General features: G+C 50.9%; 18 protein-coding genes. 5 read left to right on the top strand and 13 right to left on the bottom strand.

Annotation, left to right across the window (positions count from 1 at the left end; genetic code table 11):
* Nucleotides 1–19: 19 nt before the first annotated feature.
* Nucleotides 20–1135: a bifunctional diaminohydroxyphosphoribosylaminopyrimidine deaminase/5-amino-6-(5-phosphoribosylamino)uracil reductase RibD gene (ribD, locus tag AC0IWZ_RS03790; protein ID WP_410372375.1), complete on the bottom strand. Its 1116-nt coding sequence runs from the start codon at nucleotides 1133–1135 to the stop codon at nucleotides 20–22.
* Between the two features lie 5 nt (nucleotides 1136–1140).
* Complete coding sequence (gene nrdR / locus AC0IWZ_RS03785; protein ID WP_034493695.1) at nucleotides 1141–1590, bottom strand: transcriptional regulator NrdR; 450 nt, start codon at nucleotides 1588–1590, stop codon at nucleotides 1141–1143.
* Between the two features lie 151 nt (nucleotides 1591–1741).
* Between nrdR and AC0IWZ_RS03780 the strand changes: the two genes are divergently transcribed.
* Both AC0IWZ_RS03780 and AC0IWZ_RS03775 read left to right on the top strand, forming a co-directional pair.
* On the top strand, nucleotides 1742–2302 hold the full coding sequence (locus AC0IWZ_RS03780; RefSeq protein WP_034493694.1) for a SadB/YajI family lipoprotein: 561 nt from the start codon (nucleotides 1742–1744) through the stop codon (nucleotides 2300–2302).
* Between the two features lie 381 nt (nucleotides 2303–2683).
* The gene (locus tag AC0IWZ_RS03775) at nucleotides 2684–3577 is read left to right on the top strand and encodes a nucleoside-specific channel-forming protein Tsx (RefSeq protein WP_410372376.1); all 894 of its coding nucleotides are present in this window, start codon (nucleotides 2684–2686) and stop codon (nucleotides 3575–3577) included.
* A 31-nt stretch (nucleotides 3578–3608) separates the two neighbouring features.
* Here AC0IWZ_RS03775 and AC0IWZ_RS03770 read toward each other — a convergent pair whose 3' ends face one another.
* The 7 genes from AC0IWZ_RS03770 to queA form a co-directional block, all read right to left on the bottom strand.
* Nucleotides 3609–4328 carry a helix-turn-helix transcriptional regulator gene (locus tag AC0IWZ_RS03770; protein ID WP_471678125.1) on the bottom strand — a complete coding sequence of 240 codons (720 nt, stop codon included), beginning with the start codon at nucleotides 4326–4328 and terminating at the stop codon, nucleotides 3609–3611.
* Between the two features lie 68 nt (nucleotides 4329–4396).
* Nucleotides 4397–4762 carry a VOC family protein gene (locus tag AC0IWZ_RS03765; protein WP_471678126.1) on the bottom strand — a complete coding sequence of 122 codons (366 nt, stop codon included), beginning with the start codon at nucleotides 4760–4762 and terminating at the stop codon, nucleotides 4397–4399.
* Between the two features lie 140 nt (nucleotides 4763–4902).
* Nucleotides 4903–5874 (bottom strand): protein translocase subunit SecF, encoded by a 972-nt coding sequence (gene secF / locus AC0IWZ_RS03760; RefSeq protein ID WP_034493692.1) that lies wholly within the window; start codon nucleotides 5872–5874, stop codon nucleotides 4903–4905.
* A 10-nt stretch (nucleotides 5875–5884) separates the two neighbouring features.
* Nucleotides 5885–7732: a protein translocase subunit SecD gene (gene secD, locus AC0IWZ_RS03755; RefSeq protein ID WP_072011135.1), complete on the bottom strand. Its 1848-nt coding sequence runs from the start codon at nucleotides 7730–7732 to the stop codon at nucleotides 5885–5887.
* Between the two features lie 27 nt (nucleotides 7733–7759).
* Nucleotides 7760–8092 carry a preprotein translocase subunit YajC gene (yajC, locus tag AC0IWZ_RS03750; RefSeq protein WP_034493690.1) on the bottom strand — a complete coding sequence of 111 codons (333 nt, stop codon included), beginning with the start codon at nucleotides 8090–8092 and terminating at the stop codon, nucleotides 7760–7762.
* Between the two features lie 21 nt (nucleotides 8093–8113).
* Nucleotides 8114–9241 carry a tRNA guanosine(34) transglycosylase Tgt gene (gene tgt / locus AC0IWZ_RS03745; protein ID WP_471678127.1) on the bottom strand — a complete coding sequence of 376 codons (1128 nt, stop codon included), beginning with the start codon at nucleotides 9239–9241 and terminating at the stop codon, nucleotides 8114–8116.
* Nucleotides 9242–9322: 81 nt separating this feature from the next.
* A complete protein-coding gene (gene queA, locus AC0IWZ_RS03740; protein WP_471678128.1) occupies nucleotides 9323–10393 on the bottom strand; it encodes a tRNA preQ1(34) S-adenosylmethionine ribosyltransferase-isomerase QueA in 1071 nt (356 codons plus the stop codon).
* A gap of 104 nt (nucleotides 10394–10497) precedes the next feature.
* On the opposite strand from queA, the gene acpH reads away from it, so the two are divergent.
* Nucleotides 10498–11079: an ACP phosphodiesterase gene (acpH, locus tag AC0IWZ_RS03735; protein WP_034493687.1), complete on the top strand. Its 582-nt coding sequence runs from the start codon at nucleotides 10498–10500 to the stop codon at nucleotides 11077–11079.
* Nucleotides 11080–11279: 200 nt separating this feature from the next.
* Nucleotides 11280–11882: a peroxiredoxin C gene (locus AC0IWZ_RS03730; RefSeq protein ID WP_115630557.1), complete on the top strand. Its 603-nt coding sequence runs from the start codon at nucleotides 11280–11282 to the stop codon at nucleotides 11880–11882.
* A 60-nt stretch (nucleotides 11883–11942) separates the two neighbouring features.
* Here the strand turns inward: AC0IWZ_RS03730 and AC0IWZ_RS03725 are convergent, their stop codons facing one another.
* The 4 genes from AC0IWZ_RS03725 to malZ all read right to left on the bottom strand — a co-directional run bounded on the left by AC0IWZ_RS03725 (nucleotide 11943) and on the right by malZ (nucleotide 17014).
* Complete coding sequence (locus AC0IWZ_RS03725) at nucleotides 11943–13811, bottom strand: amidohydrolase (RefSeq protein WP_471678129.1); 1869 nt, start codon at nucleotides 13809–13811, stop codon at nucleotides 11943–11945.
* 23 nt (nucleotides 13812–13834) lie between these two features.
* Entirely contained in the window at nucleotides 13835–14377 is a 543-nt protein-coding gene (locus AC0IWZ_RS03720) for an antibiotic biosynthesis monooxygenase (protein WP_034493685.1), read from the bottom strand.
* A 3-nt stretch (nucleotides 14378–14380) separates the two neighbouring features.
* A complete protein-coding gene (locus AC0IWZ_RS03715) occupies nucleotides 14381–15022 on the bottom strand; it encodes a hydrolase (protein WP_034493684.1) in 642 nt (213 codons plus the stop codon).
* A 174-nt stretch (nucleotides 15023–15196) separates the two neighbouring features.
* A complete protein-coding gene (gene malZ, locus AC0IWZ_RS03710) occupies nucleotides 15197–17014 on the bottom strand; it encodes a maltodextrin glucosidase (protein WP_471678130.1) in 1818 nt (605 codons plus the stop codon).
* Between the two features lie 173 nt (nucleotides 17015–17187).
* Here malZ and AC0IWZ_RS03705 point away from each other — a divergent pair, with 173 nt between their 5' ends.
* A complete protein-coding gene (locus AC0IWZ_RS03705) occupies nucleotides 17188–17481 on the top strand; it encodes a YicS family protein (protein ID WP_471678131.1) in 294 nt (97 codons plus the stop codon).
* Nucleotides 17482–17489 lie beyond the last annotated feature (8 nt).

The raw sequence follows: 17489 nt of genomic DNA, 5'->3' as shown, positions 1-17489 counted from the left end.
CGCGGCTGCTTACGTTTTACTAACGCGCGTATCGCGGTGTCAAATGCAGGCACAAATCTGGGCCGACCTGACGAACTTCGCTAAAGCTAAATTCGGGCGCATCAGCGAGTTTTTCAAGCCCTGGCAGGTTACACAGGCCACGCGCATCATTGCCTAATAATTTTGGCGCAACGTAGACAATCAGTTCATCAACAAGACCTGCCTGCAGCAGCGCGCCGCCGAGGGTGGCGCCCGCCTCTACCCAAATAGAGTTTATCTGGCGCTTGCCCAGCAGCATCATCATCACCACCAGATCCAGATGGCCGTTATGCTCCGGCACGATAAACTGCTCAACCCCTTCGGGCCACGTTTGCTGGTCTGCATTGCATCGGGCAAGCCAGGTCTCTCCTGCTTGCGTGATAATTTTATGCTCTAGCGTCACTCGATTTTCACGGTCCAGAATAATGCGTGTTGGCTGACGCAGGTTTTCTTCGTGATAAACCGCCTGTGTGGCGCTATCTAATTCATTCCAGCGTACGGTTAATGAAGGGTTATCCGCCAGAACCGTGGCACTGCTGCTAAGAATCGCGGCACTTTGCGCACGCAGACGCTGCACATCGCGGCGTGATTCAGGCGAAGTGATCCACTGACTTTCGCCGCTCGCCATGGCGGTACGTCCGTCCAGCGATGCACCAAGTTTAAGTTGAATATAAGGGAAGCCAGTACGCATACGCTTCAGGAAACCGCGGTTAATGGCCTCGGCTTCATTCATCATCAAGCCGTGACTGACATCAATGCCAGCCTGTTGCAGACGGTACAAACCTCGCCCGGCAACTTGCGGATTCGGATCCTGCATCGCGGCAACCACTCGCTTCACCCCCGCAGCAATTAAAGCATCGCAGCAAGGCGGTGTGCGCCCATGGTGGCTGCAGGGTTCCAGAGTGACATACGCCGTCGCACCTTGTGCTTTGTCGCCCGCCATACGCAACGCGTGAACTTCTGCATGAGGTTCGCCCGCACGAAAATGAAAACCTTCGCCAACGATTTCGCCATCTTTGGCAATCACACAGCCAACATTCGGGTTTGGCATGGTGGTGAAACGTCCGCGCTTTGCCAGTTGCAGAGCACGCGCCATAAATTTTTCATCAAGCGACATCAGCATTAATCCTGTAAGCGGGCAATTTCTTCGCCAAATTCACGGATATCTTCAAAGCTGCGATAAACCGAAGCAAAGCGGATATAGGCCACTTTATCGAGTTTTTTGAGCTGCTCCATCACCAGATTACCGATCATTTTGCTCGGTACTTCACGCTCGCCGGTGCCACGTAATTGGGATTTGATATGGTTTATCGCCATTTCTACGTCATCGGAACTGACAGGGCGCTTTTCCAGCGCTTTTAAAAAACCGCTGCGCAGTTTGTCTTCATTAAACGGCTCACGAACATCATTACTTTTCACCACGCGCGGCATAACAAGTTCTGCCACTTCAAACGTCGTGAAACGTTCATTACAAACCAGGCACTGACGGCGACGACGCACGGAAGACCCTTCGCCGACAAGCCGGGAATCAATCACTTTGGTGTCTACTGCGAAACAGAATGGGCAATGCATGGCGCGTCCTGAATGATTTTTCAAATGAAGAATAGTTTACCGCGAAGTAGCGGTAGTACAAAGGCAACGCCACGTAATGCTAAGAAATATGACTTTTCATTCCTGCCAGACTACGCTTAAATCAGGACGAAACTTTAAGGAAAAATTAGCGATGACAAAGAGTTACCTAAGAATTCTCCTGGTTAGCAGCCTGGTAAGCCTCAGCGCCTGCGCCCAACAAACTGAAGTCCGCCAGATGAAGAATGAAGTGGGTTCGTTAAATAAAGAAATGACCCAACTCACCGACCAGACCGTCAAGCTGACGCAACAAAATTCGCTCAATGCCAAATCAACAACTGGCGTTTATTTGCTACCCGGCTCCAAAACGCCCGCTCGCCTGAACAGCCAATTGGGCAATTTGCAAATGTCTCTGAGCAGCATCACGCCTGAAGCCAACGGCAGCCGGGTGATGCTCATCATTAAGGGCGAGTCGAACGATCCGCTGCCTGCTTTCACTGGCAAAGTAGAATGGGGGCAGATTCAGGGCACGACCGATAACTACCAGGAAGTGAACGTTCAGTCGCAACAATTCAGCGCACCTGCCAGCGTCTTAGCGCCGAGCGATGTCAGCATTCCATTGCAACTTTCAGGGCTTTCACCAAATCAACCCGGTTTCGTGCGTATTCATGACATTCAGCCGGTAGACCCTTCACAGGCATTGCCCGCGCAATAATCTCCGCAACCCTCACGCCAGTGGGGGTAAACCTCAGTAACATCTGCGTTTTTTGTTACATCTTGCCAGAGAAAGTGTGACAAATGGCCTACCGTACCGCCAATAAATCCAGTGATCTGAATCACATATATTTGTAACTTTGCCTCATGCATTTGCTTAAATTTACGAAGCAGGTAGAATATCGCCCGTTTTTAATGTGCGCAAACGTGAACGCAATCGATTACGCATGTGGCGATAATGTGAAATGAAACATATTTTTGTGAGCAGGGATTTCTATAATAGGCGCGTCAATAAGAAACCAGCTGAATGGTTGATGACTTTAGGTGATGACTCGCCTCCTGCCCTCACGGGAATCATGAAAAAACAGTGGCATATAAAATTATGAAAAAAATTATTTTGGCGGCTAGCACCGCCCTGGCGCTTTCAAGCTCTTTCACGGCGCACGCCGACGATACTAAAAACTCTGAGTACGTTTCCGACTGGTGGCACCAAAGCGTTAACGTTGTAGGTAGCTACCACACGCGTTTCGGACCAAAAATCACTAACGACGTCTACCTGGAATATGAAGCGTTTGCCAAAAAAGATTGGTTAGATTTTTATGGCTACATCGATATTCCAAAAACCTTCGAGTGGGGCAACGGCAACGATAAGGGCATCTGGGATGACGGTTCTCGTATGTTTATGGAGATTGAACCCCGCTTCTCTATCGACAAGCTGACCGGCACTAGCCTGGCATTTGGTCCATTTAAAGAATGGTACATCGCGAACAACTATATCTACGATATGGGTGCTCACGGCGACGATGCCAGCAAACAAAACACCTGGTATATGGGTCTGGGTACCGACATCGACACCGGTCTGCCGATGAGCCTGTCTCTGAACGTGTATGCAAAATACCAGTGGCAGAACTATGGCGCGTCCAACGAAAACGAGTGGGATGGCTACCGTTTCAAAGTGAAATACTTTGTGCCGATTACTTCCCTGTGGGGCGGTAACCTGAGCTACATCGGCTTCACCAACTTCGACTGGGGTTCAGATCTGGGCGATGACAACTTCATCGACAATAAGGGCAAACACGCCCGTACCAGCAACTCCATCGCTTCCAGCCATATCCTTGCGCTGAACTACGATCACTGGCATTACTCTGTGGTTGCTCGTTACTGGCACAACGGTGGTCAGTGGGCAGATAACGCCAGCCTGAACTTCGGTGATGGTGATTTCAATGTGCGTTCTACCGGTTGGGGTGGTTACCTGGTTGTAGGTTACAACTTCTGATAACCGTCTGAATCATCGAAAAGCCGATCCGCTATTTGCCGATCGGCTTTTTTGTGTCTGGTAAACAGCCTTCGCTATGCTGCAAATTAATGAAGTCAGCCAGAGAACGATCGGGCCGCTCAGCAAAGTACTCACCAGTGAGCGTCACCGAAAGGCACCTGTCCAACCGGAAACTGCGGTAATCTTCACGCGTTTCACACCAGGCCACCAACAACCAAACTTCGCCCCAGAAGGTCAGTCCGAGCGGATGTACTTTTCTGCTCGACGCATTTCCCTTTTCATCCCGGTAGCTCAGATTCACCATCTGCAGTTTGCCGATAGCGGCATGAAAAACGTCAAACCAAATTTTTACCTGCGGATACTTATTAAAATCCGGCGAGATAATCCGGCATCGCTCCGCCACTGCGCGTCGTTGTGGCGTCAGTATCCCCAACAGCTTTTCTTCCGCTGTTCCGGCATTTTGCGCCAGAGTTTCACCGCTCCACGTTTGAACTAAACGAATAGCCGCCACTAAGGCTTCCACTTCGCCGGGAGTAAACATCAGCGGTGGTAAATCGTAACCGGGCAATAACCGGTAGCCGCAACCCGCCTCCCCTTCAACAGGAACGCCTGAAAGGGAAAGATCGCGAATATCACGATAAATGGTGCGCTCAGAAACTTCGAGCCGCTCCGCAAGCATGGCTGCCGTAGACAAACGCCGCCCACGCAGGATCTGGACTATCTGAAAAAGGCGGTCAGCTCTTCGGCTCATAGGCCTCCCTGGTGATGGTTATGCCTGCCGATTAATCAGCAGGCATTGCTCATTGAGTATATCTGTCCTTACGCGGGTTGATGTAACCCAACTCGATTCCCTTCACTATCTAAAATCAGCGCAAAAGTACCAATATCATCAGGCAAAACTTGCGGACCAAAAACACATTCCCCGCCAGCTTTTGCGACTCGTTCAAGCATGGTCGTTAAATCAGAAGCATGCAGGTAAACCACAGACCCTTGCGCGGAAGGTTTAAACGCATCCGCCTTCAGTAATGCACCGCCAGGATTGGGTTTATCGTGTGGGAATATGGCCATTTCCATTCCAGGCATCGATTCGCGATGAAATTTAGCTGTAAAAACAGCCTCATAAAATGCTGTAGCCCGTTCAAGATCCTGCACAGGGATTTCAAACCAATTGATGATAGTGTTCATTTTTAACTCCTCAATGGTGATGTTCAACATTGAGTCTACCCAGCCCCTCCTGACAGCCTACTGTCAGGAGACTTTTGCTCAGGCGAAAAAAAACCGCAGCACCAGGGCTGCGGTTTTACTATCAGTGAACGACCTGATGATTAAGGCAGAATCGACGGCTGATCCGCACCTTCTTTCTCTACTTTCTGCTGTAGCATGTGCTCACGCTTCATGCCCAGTTTCAACGCCAGTGCAGACGCGACGTAGATAGAAGAAACCGTACCGATAGAAACACCGATGAGCATCGTCAGTGAGAAGCCTTTCAGCATTGCTCCACCGAAGAGATACAGCATCAGAATCACGACTAAGGTAGTACCAGAAGTAATCAACGTACGATGCAGCGTTTGCGTCAAAGAAACGTTGAAGATTTCATACGGTGTACCGCGACGAATCTTACGGAAGTTCTCACGAATACGGTCCGATACTACGATACTGTCGTTCAGTGAGTAACCGATAACCGACATCAACGATGCGACAATTGTCAGGTCAATCTCAATGTGGAATAGCGACAGCACGCCCAGAGTAATCACCACGTCGTGCATCAACGCAATTACCACACCCGCAGCCAGACGCCATTCAAAGCGGAAGCCGACATAAACCAGAATTGAGATAAGCGCGGCTAACAACGCCAGTGCCCCATTCTGAGCCAGATCCGCACCCACACTTGGGCCGACAAATTCGATACGTTTTACGCCAGCATTCTGGTTAGTCGCTTCGTTAATAACCTGAACAACCTTGCTGCCCAGCACTTGCCCACCGGTTTCCCCTTGGGCAGGTGGCATGCGCACCATGATGTCACGGCTGCTACCGAAGTTCTGAACCAGCGGCTCCGCAAAGCCCGCTTTTTGCAGTGCTTCGCGCATCTGGTCTAAATCTGCTGGTTTTTCCAGCGAGATTTCGATAACCGTACCGCCAGTGAAATCCAGACCCCAGTTAAAACCTTTCACACCGATAATGGCGATAGAAAGGATTAACAGGAACCCGGAGATACCGAAAGCCCAGAAATCCCAGCGCATAAAGTCATGGACTCTACGGCCGTAGTTTAATTGTTCAACAGTATATTCCTGTGCCACAACGCACTCCTCAGATAGACAGCTTGTTGATGCGTTTGCCGCCGTACAACAGGTTTACGATGGCACGGGTACCGACAATGGCGGTAAACATGGACGTCGCCACACCAATACCGGTTGTGATTGCAAAGCCTTTAATTGCCCCGGTGCCTACGGCATACAGGATGATGACCTTGATAAGCGTCGTAATGTTGGCATCGAAGATAGAGCTGAACGCGCCCTGGTAGCCTTCGTGGATAGCCTGTTGTACCGAGCGCCCGTTACTAAGTTCTTCCTTAATACGTTCGTTTATCAGTACGTTGGCATCCACCGCCACCGCAAGGGTTAACACGATACCCGCAATACCTGGCATAGTGAGCGTCGCCCCTGGTAACAGGGACATAATCCCAACAATCATCACCAGGTTAACCAACAGCGCTGAGGTCGCAATCAGGCCAAACTTCTTATAGAAGAACAGCATAAAGATGATTGAAACGGCCAGACCTGCCAGACATGCTTCCAGACCTTGCTTGATGTTTTCCATACCCAAAGTTGGGCCGATGGTACGCTCTTCAACAATCTGAATAGGCGCAATCAACGCACCAGCACGCAGCAGCAGAGAAAGCTGACGCGCTTCGTTCGGGTTGCTGATGCCGGTGATACGGAAGCTGTTACCCAGACGTGACTGAATGTTTGCCACGTTAATAACTTCTTCTTGTTTCGCCAGAATCGCACGACCGGTTGCATCTTTCTTTCCGCTGTCTTTGTACTCCACAAACAGAGTCGCCATCGGTTTGCCGATGTTGTCTTTGGTGAAGTTAGACATGATGTTACCGCCAGCACTATCGAGTGAAATATTCACCTGAGCCTGGTTGTATTCATCGGTGCTGGAAGTCGAGTCAGTGATGTGGTCACCGGTCAGAATCACACGCTTGTACAGGACAACCGGCTGACCTTCACGGGTATCTTTCACTTCGGAATCGCCCGGCACACGGCCAGAAGCCGCAGCGGAAGCATCTACGTTAGTGTTAACCAGACGGAATTCAAGCGTTGCAGTCGCGCCAAGAATCTCTTTTGCACGTGCTGTATCCTGAATACCTGGCAGTTCAACGACGATGCGGTCCGCACCCTGACGCTGTACCAGAGGTTCAGCCACACCCAGTTGGTTTACACGGTTACGCAGAATATTAATGTTCTGCTGAACGGCATATTCACGCGCTTCGCTCAGGCGAGCATCTGTCATTACAGCACGCATTGCGTTGCTGCCCTGAGCAGAAATCACCAGATCACGATGGCGTGGAGTTAAATAAGAGATAGCGTCATCGCGCGTTTTGCTGTCACGGAAGACAACATTAACACCATAGTTATCGGCTTTACGCACGTTGGTGTAAGCAATGCTCTTGTCGCGCAAATCGGTGCGCAAGTTATCAATGGTCTGCTCCTGGAGTTTACTCAGGGCGGTATCCATATCAACTTCCATCAGGAAGTGCACGCCACCACGCAGATCAAGACCGAGTTTCATCGGTTCTGCGGAAATGGCAGATAACCAGCGAGGAGTAGCTGGAGCAAGGTTAAGAGCGACAACGTATTTATCGCCAAGGACGCCCATGAGCGCTTCACGAGCACGCAGTTGCGTGTCAGTGGTATCAAAGCGTGCAAGGATCGCACCTTCTTCCAGCGCCACAGACTTAGCGGTTATTTTTTCTGCGTTTAAGGTGTTCTGGACCTGGATCAGCGTTTGCTCACTGGCGGCGACGCCGCGCGCGCCAGTGATCTGAACTGCCGGATCCTCACCATATAGGTTGGGAAGTGCGTATAGCAGACCGACGGCAAAGACGACGATCAGCATGATGTACTTCCACAAAGGATAGCGGTTTAGCACGGTAGTTCCCTTAGGGAAAAACGAATATTACAGCGCCTTCATAGTGCCTTTCGGCAGAACGGCAGCTACGAAATCACGCTTGATAACGACTTCGGTAGTGTCGTTCAGTGCGATAGAGATATAGCCAGTTTCAGCTACTTTCACTACGCGACCAACCAGACCACCGGTAGTCAGCACTTCATCCCCTTTAGAGATGGAGTCCATCAGCTTTTTATGCTCTTTAGTACGTTTTTGCTGTGGGCGCAGGATCATGAAATAGAAGATCAGACCAAATACCACCAGCATAAGAATCAAAGAGTACGGGCTACCTTGCGCAGGTGAAGCACCTGCGGCTACCGCATCAGAAATAAAAAAGCTCATTAAAAATCCCTCATTATTAAATTAATCAACATTCAAAGGTGGAACTGGTTTACCGATTCGCTCGTAAAAATCACTCACGAAGTGCTCTAATTTACCCTCTTCAATGGCCTTGCGTAAACCAGCCATTAAACGCTGGTAGTAGCGCAAGTTATGAATCGTGTTGAGCCGCGCGCCGAGTATTTCGTTACAACGGTCAAGATGATACAAGTAGGCACGTGAATAATTGCGACACGTATAGCAATCACACTCAGAATCCAGCGTCGAAGTGTCATCTTTATGCTTCGCATTACGGATTTTCACCACGCCCTCGGTGACGAATAGATGGCCATTACGTGCATTACGGGTTGGCATCACGCAGTCGAACATATCAATACCGCGACGAACACCTTCAACCAAATCTTCCGGTTTACCTACGCCCATAAGGTAACGAGGCTTGTCCGCAGGGATTTGTGGGCAAACATGCTCCAGAATACGGTGCATGTCTTCCTTCGGCTCACCTACTGCAAGGCCGCCGACAGCGTAGCCATCAAAGCCAATCTCTACCAGACCTTTTACCGAGATATCTCGTAAATCTTCGTAAACGCTGCCCTGAATAATGCCAAACAACGCATTTTTATTCTCAAGAGAATCAAAGCGATCGCGACTGCGCTGTGCCCAACGCAGAGACATCTCCATTGAACGCTTAGCGTAATCCCAGTCAGCCGGGTAAGGCGTACATTCATCAAAGATCATGACGATGTCAGAACCGAGATCGTATTGAATTTCCATAGATTTTTCAGGATCGAGGAAAATCGCATCGCCGTTGATTGGGTTGCGGAAGTGCACACCAGCTTCGGTAATCTTACGGATATCGCCCAGGCTGAACACCTGGAAACCGCCAGAGTCAGTCAGGATTGGGCCTTTCCACTGCATGAAATCATGTAAGTCACCGTGCAACTTCATGATTTCCTGGCCAGGACGCAGCCACAGATGGAAAGTGTTGCCCAGAATAATTTGCGCACCAGTGGCTTCAACTTCTTCCGGCGTCATCCCTTTTACGGTGCCGTAAGTGCCAACTGGCATAAAAGCTGGCGTTTCTACTACGCCACGGTCAAACACCAGGCGGCCACGGCGGGCGCGTCCATCGGTGGTATCTAATTCAAATTTCACATTTTCTCCTGCATCAGATAAACAGTCTGATGATTAAGCCAATACGCCGTTGGCGATAGCCAGCGGCGCAAAATTCAATGATTAAGCGCCAGGGCGCTCATTAATCGCCTGCGGATTGTACGTGATGAACATGGCATCCCCGTAACTAAAAAAGCGATATTCGGAACTTACGGCTTCTTTATAGGCGTTCATGGTGTTTTTATAACCAGCAAACGCGGAAACAAGCATGATCAGCGTCGATTCCGGCAGGTGGAAATTGGTCACCAGCGCATCAATCACTTTGTATTGATAACCTGGATAGATGAAAATTTGTGTGTCGCCAAAGAAAGGTTCGATCAGGTCATTTTTTGCTGCCTGAGCCGCGCTTTCTAACGAACGAACGGATGTGGTGCCAACCGCGATAACGCGATTACCACGTGCTTTACAAGCCAATACAGCATCAACGACATCTTGAGGCACTTCCGCATATTCGGAATGCATGATGTGGTCTTCGATGCTATCAACGCGCACTGGCTGGAATGTCCCGGCTCCTACGTGCAGCGTGACAAACGCCTGCTCAATACCTTTATTGCGCAGCGCTTCCAGAAGTGGTTCATCAAAATGCAGGCCAGCGGTCGGTGCGGCTACAGCCCCCGGTTTCTGGCTGTACACGGTTTGATAAAGTTCGCGGTCAGACTCTTCATCCGGGCGGTCGATATACGGCGGCAGCGGCATATGGCCGATGCTGTTTAAGATATCAAGCACGCTGCGCTCATCTTCAAACTGCACTTCAAACAGCGCATCGTGGCGCGCAACCATGGTGGCATGTACGCTTTCATCATCGCCCAGCAACAATTCAGCGCCTGGTTTCGGTGCTTTAGAGGCGCGGATATGCGCGAGAATGCGTTTGTCATCCAGCATACGCTCGACCAGCACTTCAATCTTACCGCCGCTCGCTTTACGGCCAAAAAGGCGTGCCGGGATGACGCGGGTATTATTAAAGACCAGCAAATCTCCAGGGTTGAGCTTGTCGAGCAGATCGGTGAAAGTGCCATGCGTTAAATTACCTGTCAGCCCTTCCAGCGACAGCAAACGACACCCACTACGCTGTGCTTGTGGATAATGGGCAATCAAGGATTCAGGTAATTCAAAGGAAAAATCGGCAACACGCATGGTTTAGAACTCAAGACTTAAAAAGTGGCGCTACAGTCTAGTGCCAGGGGGCTTTCCCTGCAAGGAATAAGCCTCCCCTTACGCCATTTACGAATAAGGTTACTATGAATTTTCTCGCCCATTTACATCTCGCAAGTCTTGCTGACAGTTCCCTTCTCGGAAATCTGCTGGCTGATTTTGTGCGTGGAAACCCGGATGAAAGTTTCCCAGGCGATGTAGTGGCTGGCATCCGAATGCACCGCCGTGTGGATGTTCTGACTGATGGTTTACCGGAAGTGGCGATTGCGCGGCAATGGTTCCGCCCGGAAACCCGACGCGTCGCACCAATAACGCTTGATGTGATGTGGGATCATTTTGTGTCACGCCACTGGCAAACCCTGAACCCAGCGATCCCTCTGCCGGAATTTGTCGCTTATGCACGCGCCAGGATCGAACCCTTCCTGTCAGATACCCCGCCCCGCTTTATCAATCTTAATCAGTACTTGTGGGACGAGCGCTGGCTCGAGCGTTACAGCGACATGGCGTTTATTGCGAATGTTCTCAATGGGATGGCGTCGCGTAGACCAAAACTCGATGCTTTGCGAGCCTCCTGGCAGGATCTCGATACCCATTATAACGAACTTGAGGAGCTGTTCTGGCAGTTTTACCCACGCATGATGGAACTGGCCGAACGAAAGAATTTGTAGCCTGTCGCAGCACCACGATTAAATACTTGCCCTTTTACTAAAAAGGGCTATTTTGGATCGCCGCTATGTGAATATTCATTTTTTGATAGGTAAATCCTATCTGATTAATTGGCGCAGTATGCTTGAGTTAGAGGGATTGCCACCCCTATACTCCCCCCGTTGCGTTAACACTCACTTTAACAAAATTAACAGGAGTACATATGGTCCTGGTTACTCGTCCAGCCCCTGACTTTACCGCTGCAGCCGTTCTCGGCAGTGGCGAAATCGTTGAAAACTTCAACTTCAAAGCACACACCAATGGTAAAACCACCGTTGTGTTCTTCTGGCCAATGGACTTCACTTTCGTGTGCCCGTCTGAACTGATTGCGTTCGACAAGCGTTACGAAGAATTCCAGAAACGTGGCGTAGAAGTCGTTGGTGTATCTTTTGACTCCGAATTCGTTCACAACGCATGGCGTAAAACCCCTGTTGAAAACGGCGGTATCGGCGAAGTGAAATACGCGATGGTTGCTGACATTAAGCGTGAAATTCAGAAAGCTTATGGCATCGAACATCCAGACGCAGGCGTTGCGCTGCGTGGTTCTTTCCTGATCGACACAAACGGTATCGTGCGTCACCAGGTTGTTAACGACCTGCCGCTGGGCCGTAATGTTGATGAAATGCTGCGTATGGTTGACGCGCTGCAATTCCACGAAGAGCACGGCGAAGTGTGCCCTGCTCAGTGGGAAAAAGGGAAAGAAGGCATGAACGCGTCTCCAGACGGCGTTGCTAAATACCTGAGCGAAAACGTTTCTAGCCTGTAATCGCTAAATGTTTTTGCCAAAAAGGCCGCGCAAGCGGCCTTTTTTAATGGTTTTTTCTGCTCAAAACGCAAAACAAGAACAGCCCATCACGCCCCAGAATGCCCCTTCATCAGAAACCGGTATCGCCGATTTACGCGCTGCGTCATGTTGATGACCATGCACATTACAGCTCCCACAACATTGATGAACTTGCGCGTTCATGCCCACTTTTGCCGCTGCGGGCGGTTCGGCTCGATAGTGCCCAGGCACATTTACGACGGGCGACCATTCGGGTAACACGGGAATCGGAGGAGGAGCCAGGGAGGTAAACATGCCTGCGGCATAAACCACTTTGCCATCCACCAGCGTCAACACCGACTCGATGACTTTAATTTCCTCTTCTGTCACTTTGAAATAATCTTTTGAAAGGACGACTAAATCGGCCAGTTGCCCGGCTTTAATACGCCCTTTTTTGCCTTGTTCGCTGGAAAACCACGCACTGCCCGCCGTCCATAATTCAAGCGCCACATCACGCGACAGACGGTTATTGTCGTCATACATTTGCATTCCACCCACGGTACGCCCGGAAACCAGCCAGTACAGCGCCGTCCATGGGTTATAGCTCGCCACACGCGTGGCATCAGTGCCAAGGCCGACAGGTAGTTCCGCAGCCAGCATTTTGGCTATCGGCGGTGTCTGTTTAACCGCTTCTGCTCCGTACCGTGCGGCGTAATATTCCCCCTGAAATGCCATGCGATGCTGAACGGCAATCCCGCCGCCTAACGCCTTAACACGCTCGATATTCTTTTCAGTGATGGTTTCTGCGTGGTCAAAAAGCCAGTGCAAACCGTCAAACGGAATATCGCGATTCACCCTCTCAAACACATCCAACATGCGGCTGATGGACTCGTTATAAGTCGCATGTAGACGGAACGGCCAGCGATGCTCAACCAGATGGCGCACCACACGTTCCAGCTCTTGTTCCATCCCGTCGGGCAAATCCGGGCGCGGCTGCAAGAAATCCTCAAAGTCGGCGGCGGAAAAGACCAGCATTTCTCCGGCGCCATTGGCGCGATAGAAATCCGTCCCCTGCCCCGGTTTGAGCATATCCGTCCATTTTTCAAAATCCTCCAGCTCATGCTGCGGACGCTGAGTAAAAAGGTTATAGGCGATACGCACCGTCATCTGTTTTTGCGCATGAAGCTGGTCGATTATCTGGTAATCCTCCGGGTAATTCTGGAACCCGCCCCCGGCATCAATCGCGCTGGTGATGCCCAACCGGTTGAGTTCGCGCATAAACTGGCGCGTCGAATTTACCTGCATTTCCAGTGGTAATTTCGGCCCTTTTGCCAGCGTTGAGTACAGAATCATCGCATTCGGTTTGGCTATTAACATTCCGGTTGGATTGCCATTGCGGTCGCGCATGATTTCGCCACCCGGCGGATTTGGCGTCTCTTTGGTGTATCCCACTGCTTTTAACGCGGCCTGGTTTAACAGTGCGCGGTCGTAGAGATGCAACACAAAAACGGGCGTATCCGGTGCAGCCTCATTGAGTTCTTCAAGCGTTGGCATCCGGCGCTCGGCAAACTGAAATTCCGTCCAGCCGCCGACCACGCGTACCCATTGCGGAAATGGCGTGCGTAACGCCTGCTCTTTCAACATACGCAGTGCATCAGCAAGGGAAGGCACGCCTTCCCAACGTAATTCGAGGTTGTAGTTCAATCCACCGCGAATCAGATGCAGATGCGAATCATTGAGGCCGGGAATGACGGTATGACCTTTGAGATCGATCCGTTGTGTTTGATTGTCAGCAAAACTCATTACCCATGATTCGTTACCCACAGCGATAATTTTGCCGTCTTTTATCGCCACCGCTTGCGCCAACGGCGCTTCGCTATCAAGCGTGTGAAATTGTCCGTTCGTGAGAATTAATGAAGCAGATTGCGACATAACCTGTTCTCCGCAGTGAAACGTTATTTTTTCAACCAGCCCGCAAACAGCCGCGTCATACCTGGCATCCAAAGCCAGACCACCAGCGCGACAACCAGCGCATCGTTAATGAGGTGCAACAAAAGCGAGCCATGCCAGGACGGAAAAATCACAGCGGTGATTCGCGGGACAACATTGGTGCTGGGGAAGATCACCGCCAGCGTTATCAGGAATTGCTTCCACTTTGCCGGACGTTTTACGGTCGGCGTTTCCGGGGTAAACCAAAAAACGTTTTCGGTGCGTACCTCCAGATGATCGTCCTGACTCAGGATCGGTTTGATCTCATCGACGAGCGCTTCCCGCTCCGCCGATTTCGTCCAGGCGGTGAGATTTTCCAGGGTGTCGAAGCGGATAACGATGTTGTAAATATCATTTCCAGTGGTTGGGCGAATAACATGTACGCCAAGATGCCCAGGATAGCGCGCCGCCGCAGGCATGATTTTCGCGAGCCACTCTTCGTAGCGCGTAGACTGTCCCGGTATCAGGGCGTGAGTAATCACCAGCGTGACAGTGTTGTTGTCAGCCATCTGTCAGGCTTTCCGTTCCGGTGCGCCATGAACCATGGTGTAGGCGTAATCGACCCCCATGCCATATGCGCCGCTGTGCTCGCGCACCAGGTCCATCACCGCATCGTAGGTATCGCGGCGTGCCCAATCACGTTGATATTCGAGCAACACTTGCTGCCAGGTGACGGGCACAGCGCCGGCTTGCACCATACGGTCAATAGAGCGCTCGTGCGCGTCCACAGAAGTCCCGCCAGAGGTATCCGTAACGACGTAAACCTCAAATCCTTCTTCCAGCGCCATTAATGCAGGGAAAGTCAGGCACACTTCTGTCCACAATGCAGAGATCACCAGTTTTTTGCGCCCGGTCGCTTTCACTGCCGCGACAAAAGCAGCGTCCTCCCATGAGTTCATGGAAGTGCGTTCGATGGGCGTAATTTCAGGATGTACCGCCAGCAGTTCAGGCCAGATGTAGCCGCTAAAGCTTTTGGTTTCAACCGAGGTAAAAATAGTGGGAACGTTAAAGATTTTGCCAGCTTTGGCGAGCGCTACCGTGTTGTTTTTCAAGGTCTGGCGATCGATATTAGCAACACCAAACGACATTTGTGGTTGGTGATCGATAAAGATCAGTGTGGAGTTAGTTGGGTCGAGAAGTTCACGTATAGACATCAGGTTTCCTTAAATTTCATCAGAATAATTAAGGAGAAAGCACGCAGTGCTACCTCCCAATTGGCATGAGATCTGGAAATGTCTAACTTAATCGGGTCTTAAGCAGGGAGACGAAGAATAAGAATAGCACCGGTTTCCCCCTCCGCCTGGCAAAAGGGGAAACCGGTTACAGAATCACTGGCAACGCCACACCGCAACAGAAACCTCAGGCAACGAAAGCTGGTGATTTTCAAAACTCGCTTCACCTTCAAGCTGAGTCCAGGCTTTGTTGTTTAGCAATGGCTCCCACGGCAAGTTAACCGCCGTTTCTTCACCCCGGTTGATTGCCACCAGTACCCGCTCGCCCTGATAGACACGAACAAATACCACCACATCACCCTGAGCATAAATGACCTGGCAACCACCGTGGCGCAAAGCGCGACTTTTGTGGCGTAGCTTTCCAAGACGTTGGTAAAGTGCGAGCAAATCCAGATCCTGATGATCCGGGTTCCACGGGAAAGGCTTACGACAGAAGGGATCGTTGTTGCCATCCAGGCCCACTTCATCGCCATAATAAACGCAAGGAACACCAGGCCAGCAATACAGCCACACCACGGCCAACGGCAAGCGCGCAGCATCTTTGCCAAGGATCGATTTGAAGCGCGCCGTATCATGGCTATCGAGCTGGTTAAACATCCGCAGTTGCTGCTGATGAGAAAGCCCGGCGCGATACTCATCCATCCACATCATGCAGGTTTCGGCGTCGATATATTGCGGATCGTAGGAAATATCCGTGTTCGCAAGGAATCCCCAGATAGGGAAAGTAAAACCACGATAGTTCATCGCCGCATCTTCGGCATCGGTCTGCAACCACTGACGCGCATCGCCAAAATGCTCGCCCAAAATATACGCTTCTGGTTGGGTTTCTTTTGCCGCTTTGGTGATACCGCTGACATGCAGCAGATTATTCTTCGCGCCACCCGCTTCGCCGAGCATGTGCACCACATCAAGCCGCCAACCGTCGATGCCCCATGGTTCCCGCAACCAGTGGCGCACGATACTGTCTTCGCCCTGGTAAATCTCGTCAACCAGCGAAGCTGACTGGTAATCGAGCTTGGGCAAACTGGAATAGCCGAGCCAGTCGAGCGCGCGCCCGTCTTGGTTATAACTGTAAAAATCCCGCCAGGGTGATTGTGGATTGTGGCTGGCCCCAGTGCTATGCGTTTGCTGGCGATCAAACCATTGATGAGTGTCGCCGCTATGGTTGAATACACCATCGAGCATCAGACGCATACCGTAACGCTGCGTATTTTTCCGCAGCCGCAGGTATGCATGGTCGCCGCCAAACTGGACATCAACGTGGCGGTAATCCTGCGTATCGTATTTATGGACGCTCGGCGCGGTAAAGATCGGATTGAGATACAGCGCGGTGATGCCCAGCATCTTGAGATACGGCAGGTTTTCGCTGATACCGTCCAGATCGCCGCCATAGAACGTTGATCCACCCGCGTCCGCGATCAACGGTTCATCCCAGTCACGCAAGATAATGTCGCGTTTGGCGGCGTGGTGATAATAAACCTGATCCTGCTCCGGCGTGCGTTGCTCGCTGCGGGCGAAACGATCGGGGAAAATCTGATAGAAAACCTGATCCTGCACCCATTGCGGGCCATCATCCGGAAGATCGACCGCAAATTGCTCGAGGCGCGCTGGAGGAATAGAACTCAAACCTTGCGGCGTAAACCAGCGCTGTTTATCCAGCCACAACAGCTTAAAGCTGTAGCGGCGGCGCGGCTGGCCTTCGGATAAATCAATTACTCCACGCCAGGCGACCACCCCACTTTCAGGAGCCGCTTTCTGACGAGTCATTTGAAGCGAGGTTTCTTCGTTATCTTTTTCATAGCGCAAAACGACGCGCTGCGGTAAGTCGGTGCCGGAAACCCATAACGTGATGTGCAGCTTATCTTTACGTGTTTGTATGAAAGGGGGCACCGGGAGGTGCCAGGCATTCAACATAATCGTGTCCCCAGATAATTAATTTGCGCCACCTTGCCACAGCGTAGCTGGGGATCACTCATCATTGCTATTTTTATTGGGGGAGGAATACGGGGGTGGAGAAATTAAGCCGTTTGCTTAATAAGTTAGCGCTACCTATAGTGAGAACATTCTCACTGCCTGAGGAAATTGAAATGTCTATCGCCCGCAACCTCACCCTGTTTCTTTTCGTCATTTACTCGGCCAATACACTCGCCAGCTCGCCGTACGAAGGTCTGGAATTTGGCAAGTATAAACAACAGATTACGGTTGACTTAAAAAAGACCTGCCATCCACAAAAGAAAATGTCGGATGAAGCGTGGGGGAACAAAATCCTCTCCAACGGAGATAATAAGCGGTATATCCGTGATGCGAGGATTGCTCTGGAACGCAATAACGAGAAAAACTACTGGGATGCGATAAGTAAGGTCGAGTGCCCGGAGATGTAGTGATACGG

It is taken from the genome of Buttiauxella sp. AC142 (assembly GCF_979253435.1).
The sequence above is the reverse complement of the archived record's forward strand: the minus strand, read 5'-3'. Positions and strand labels throughout refer to the sequence as shown.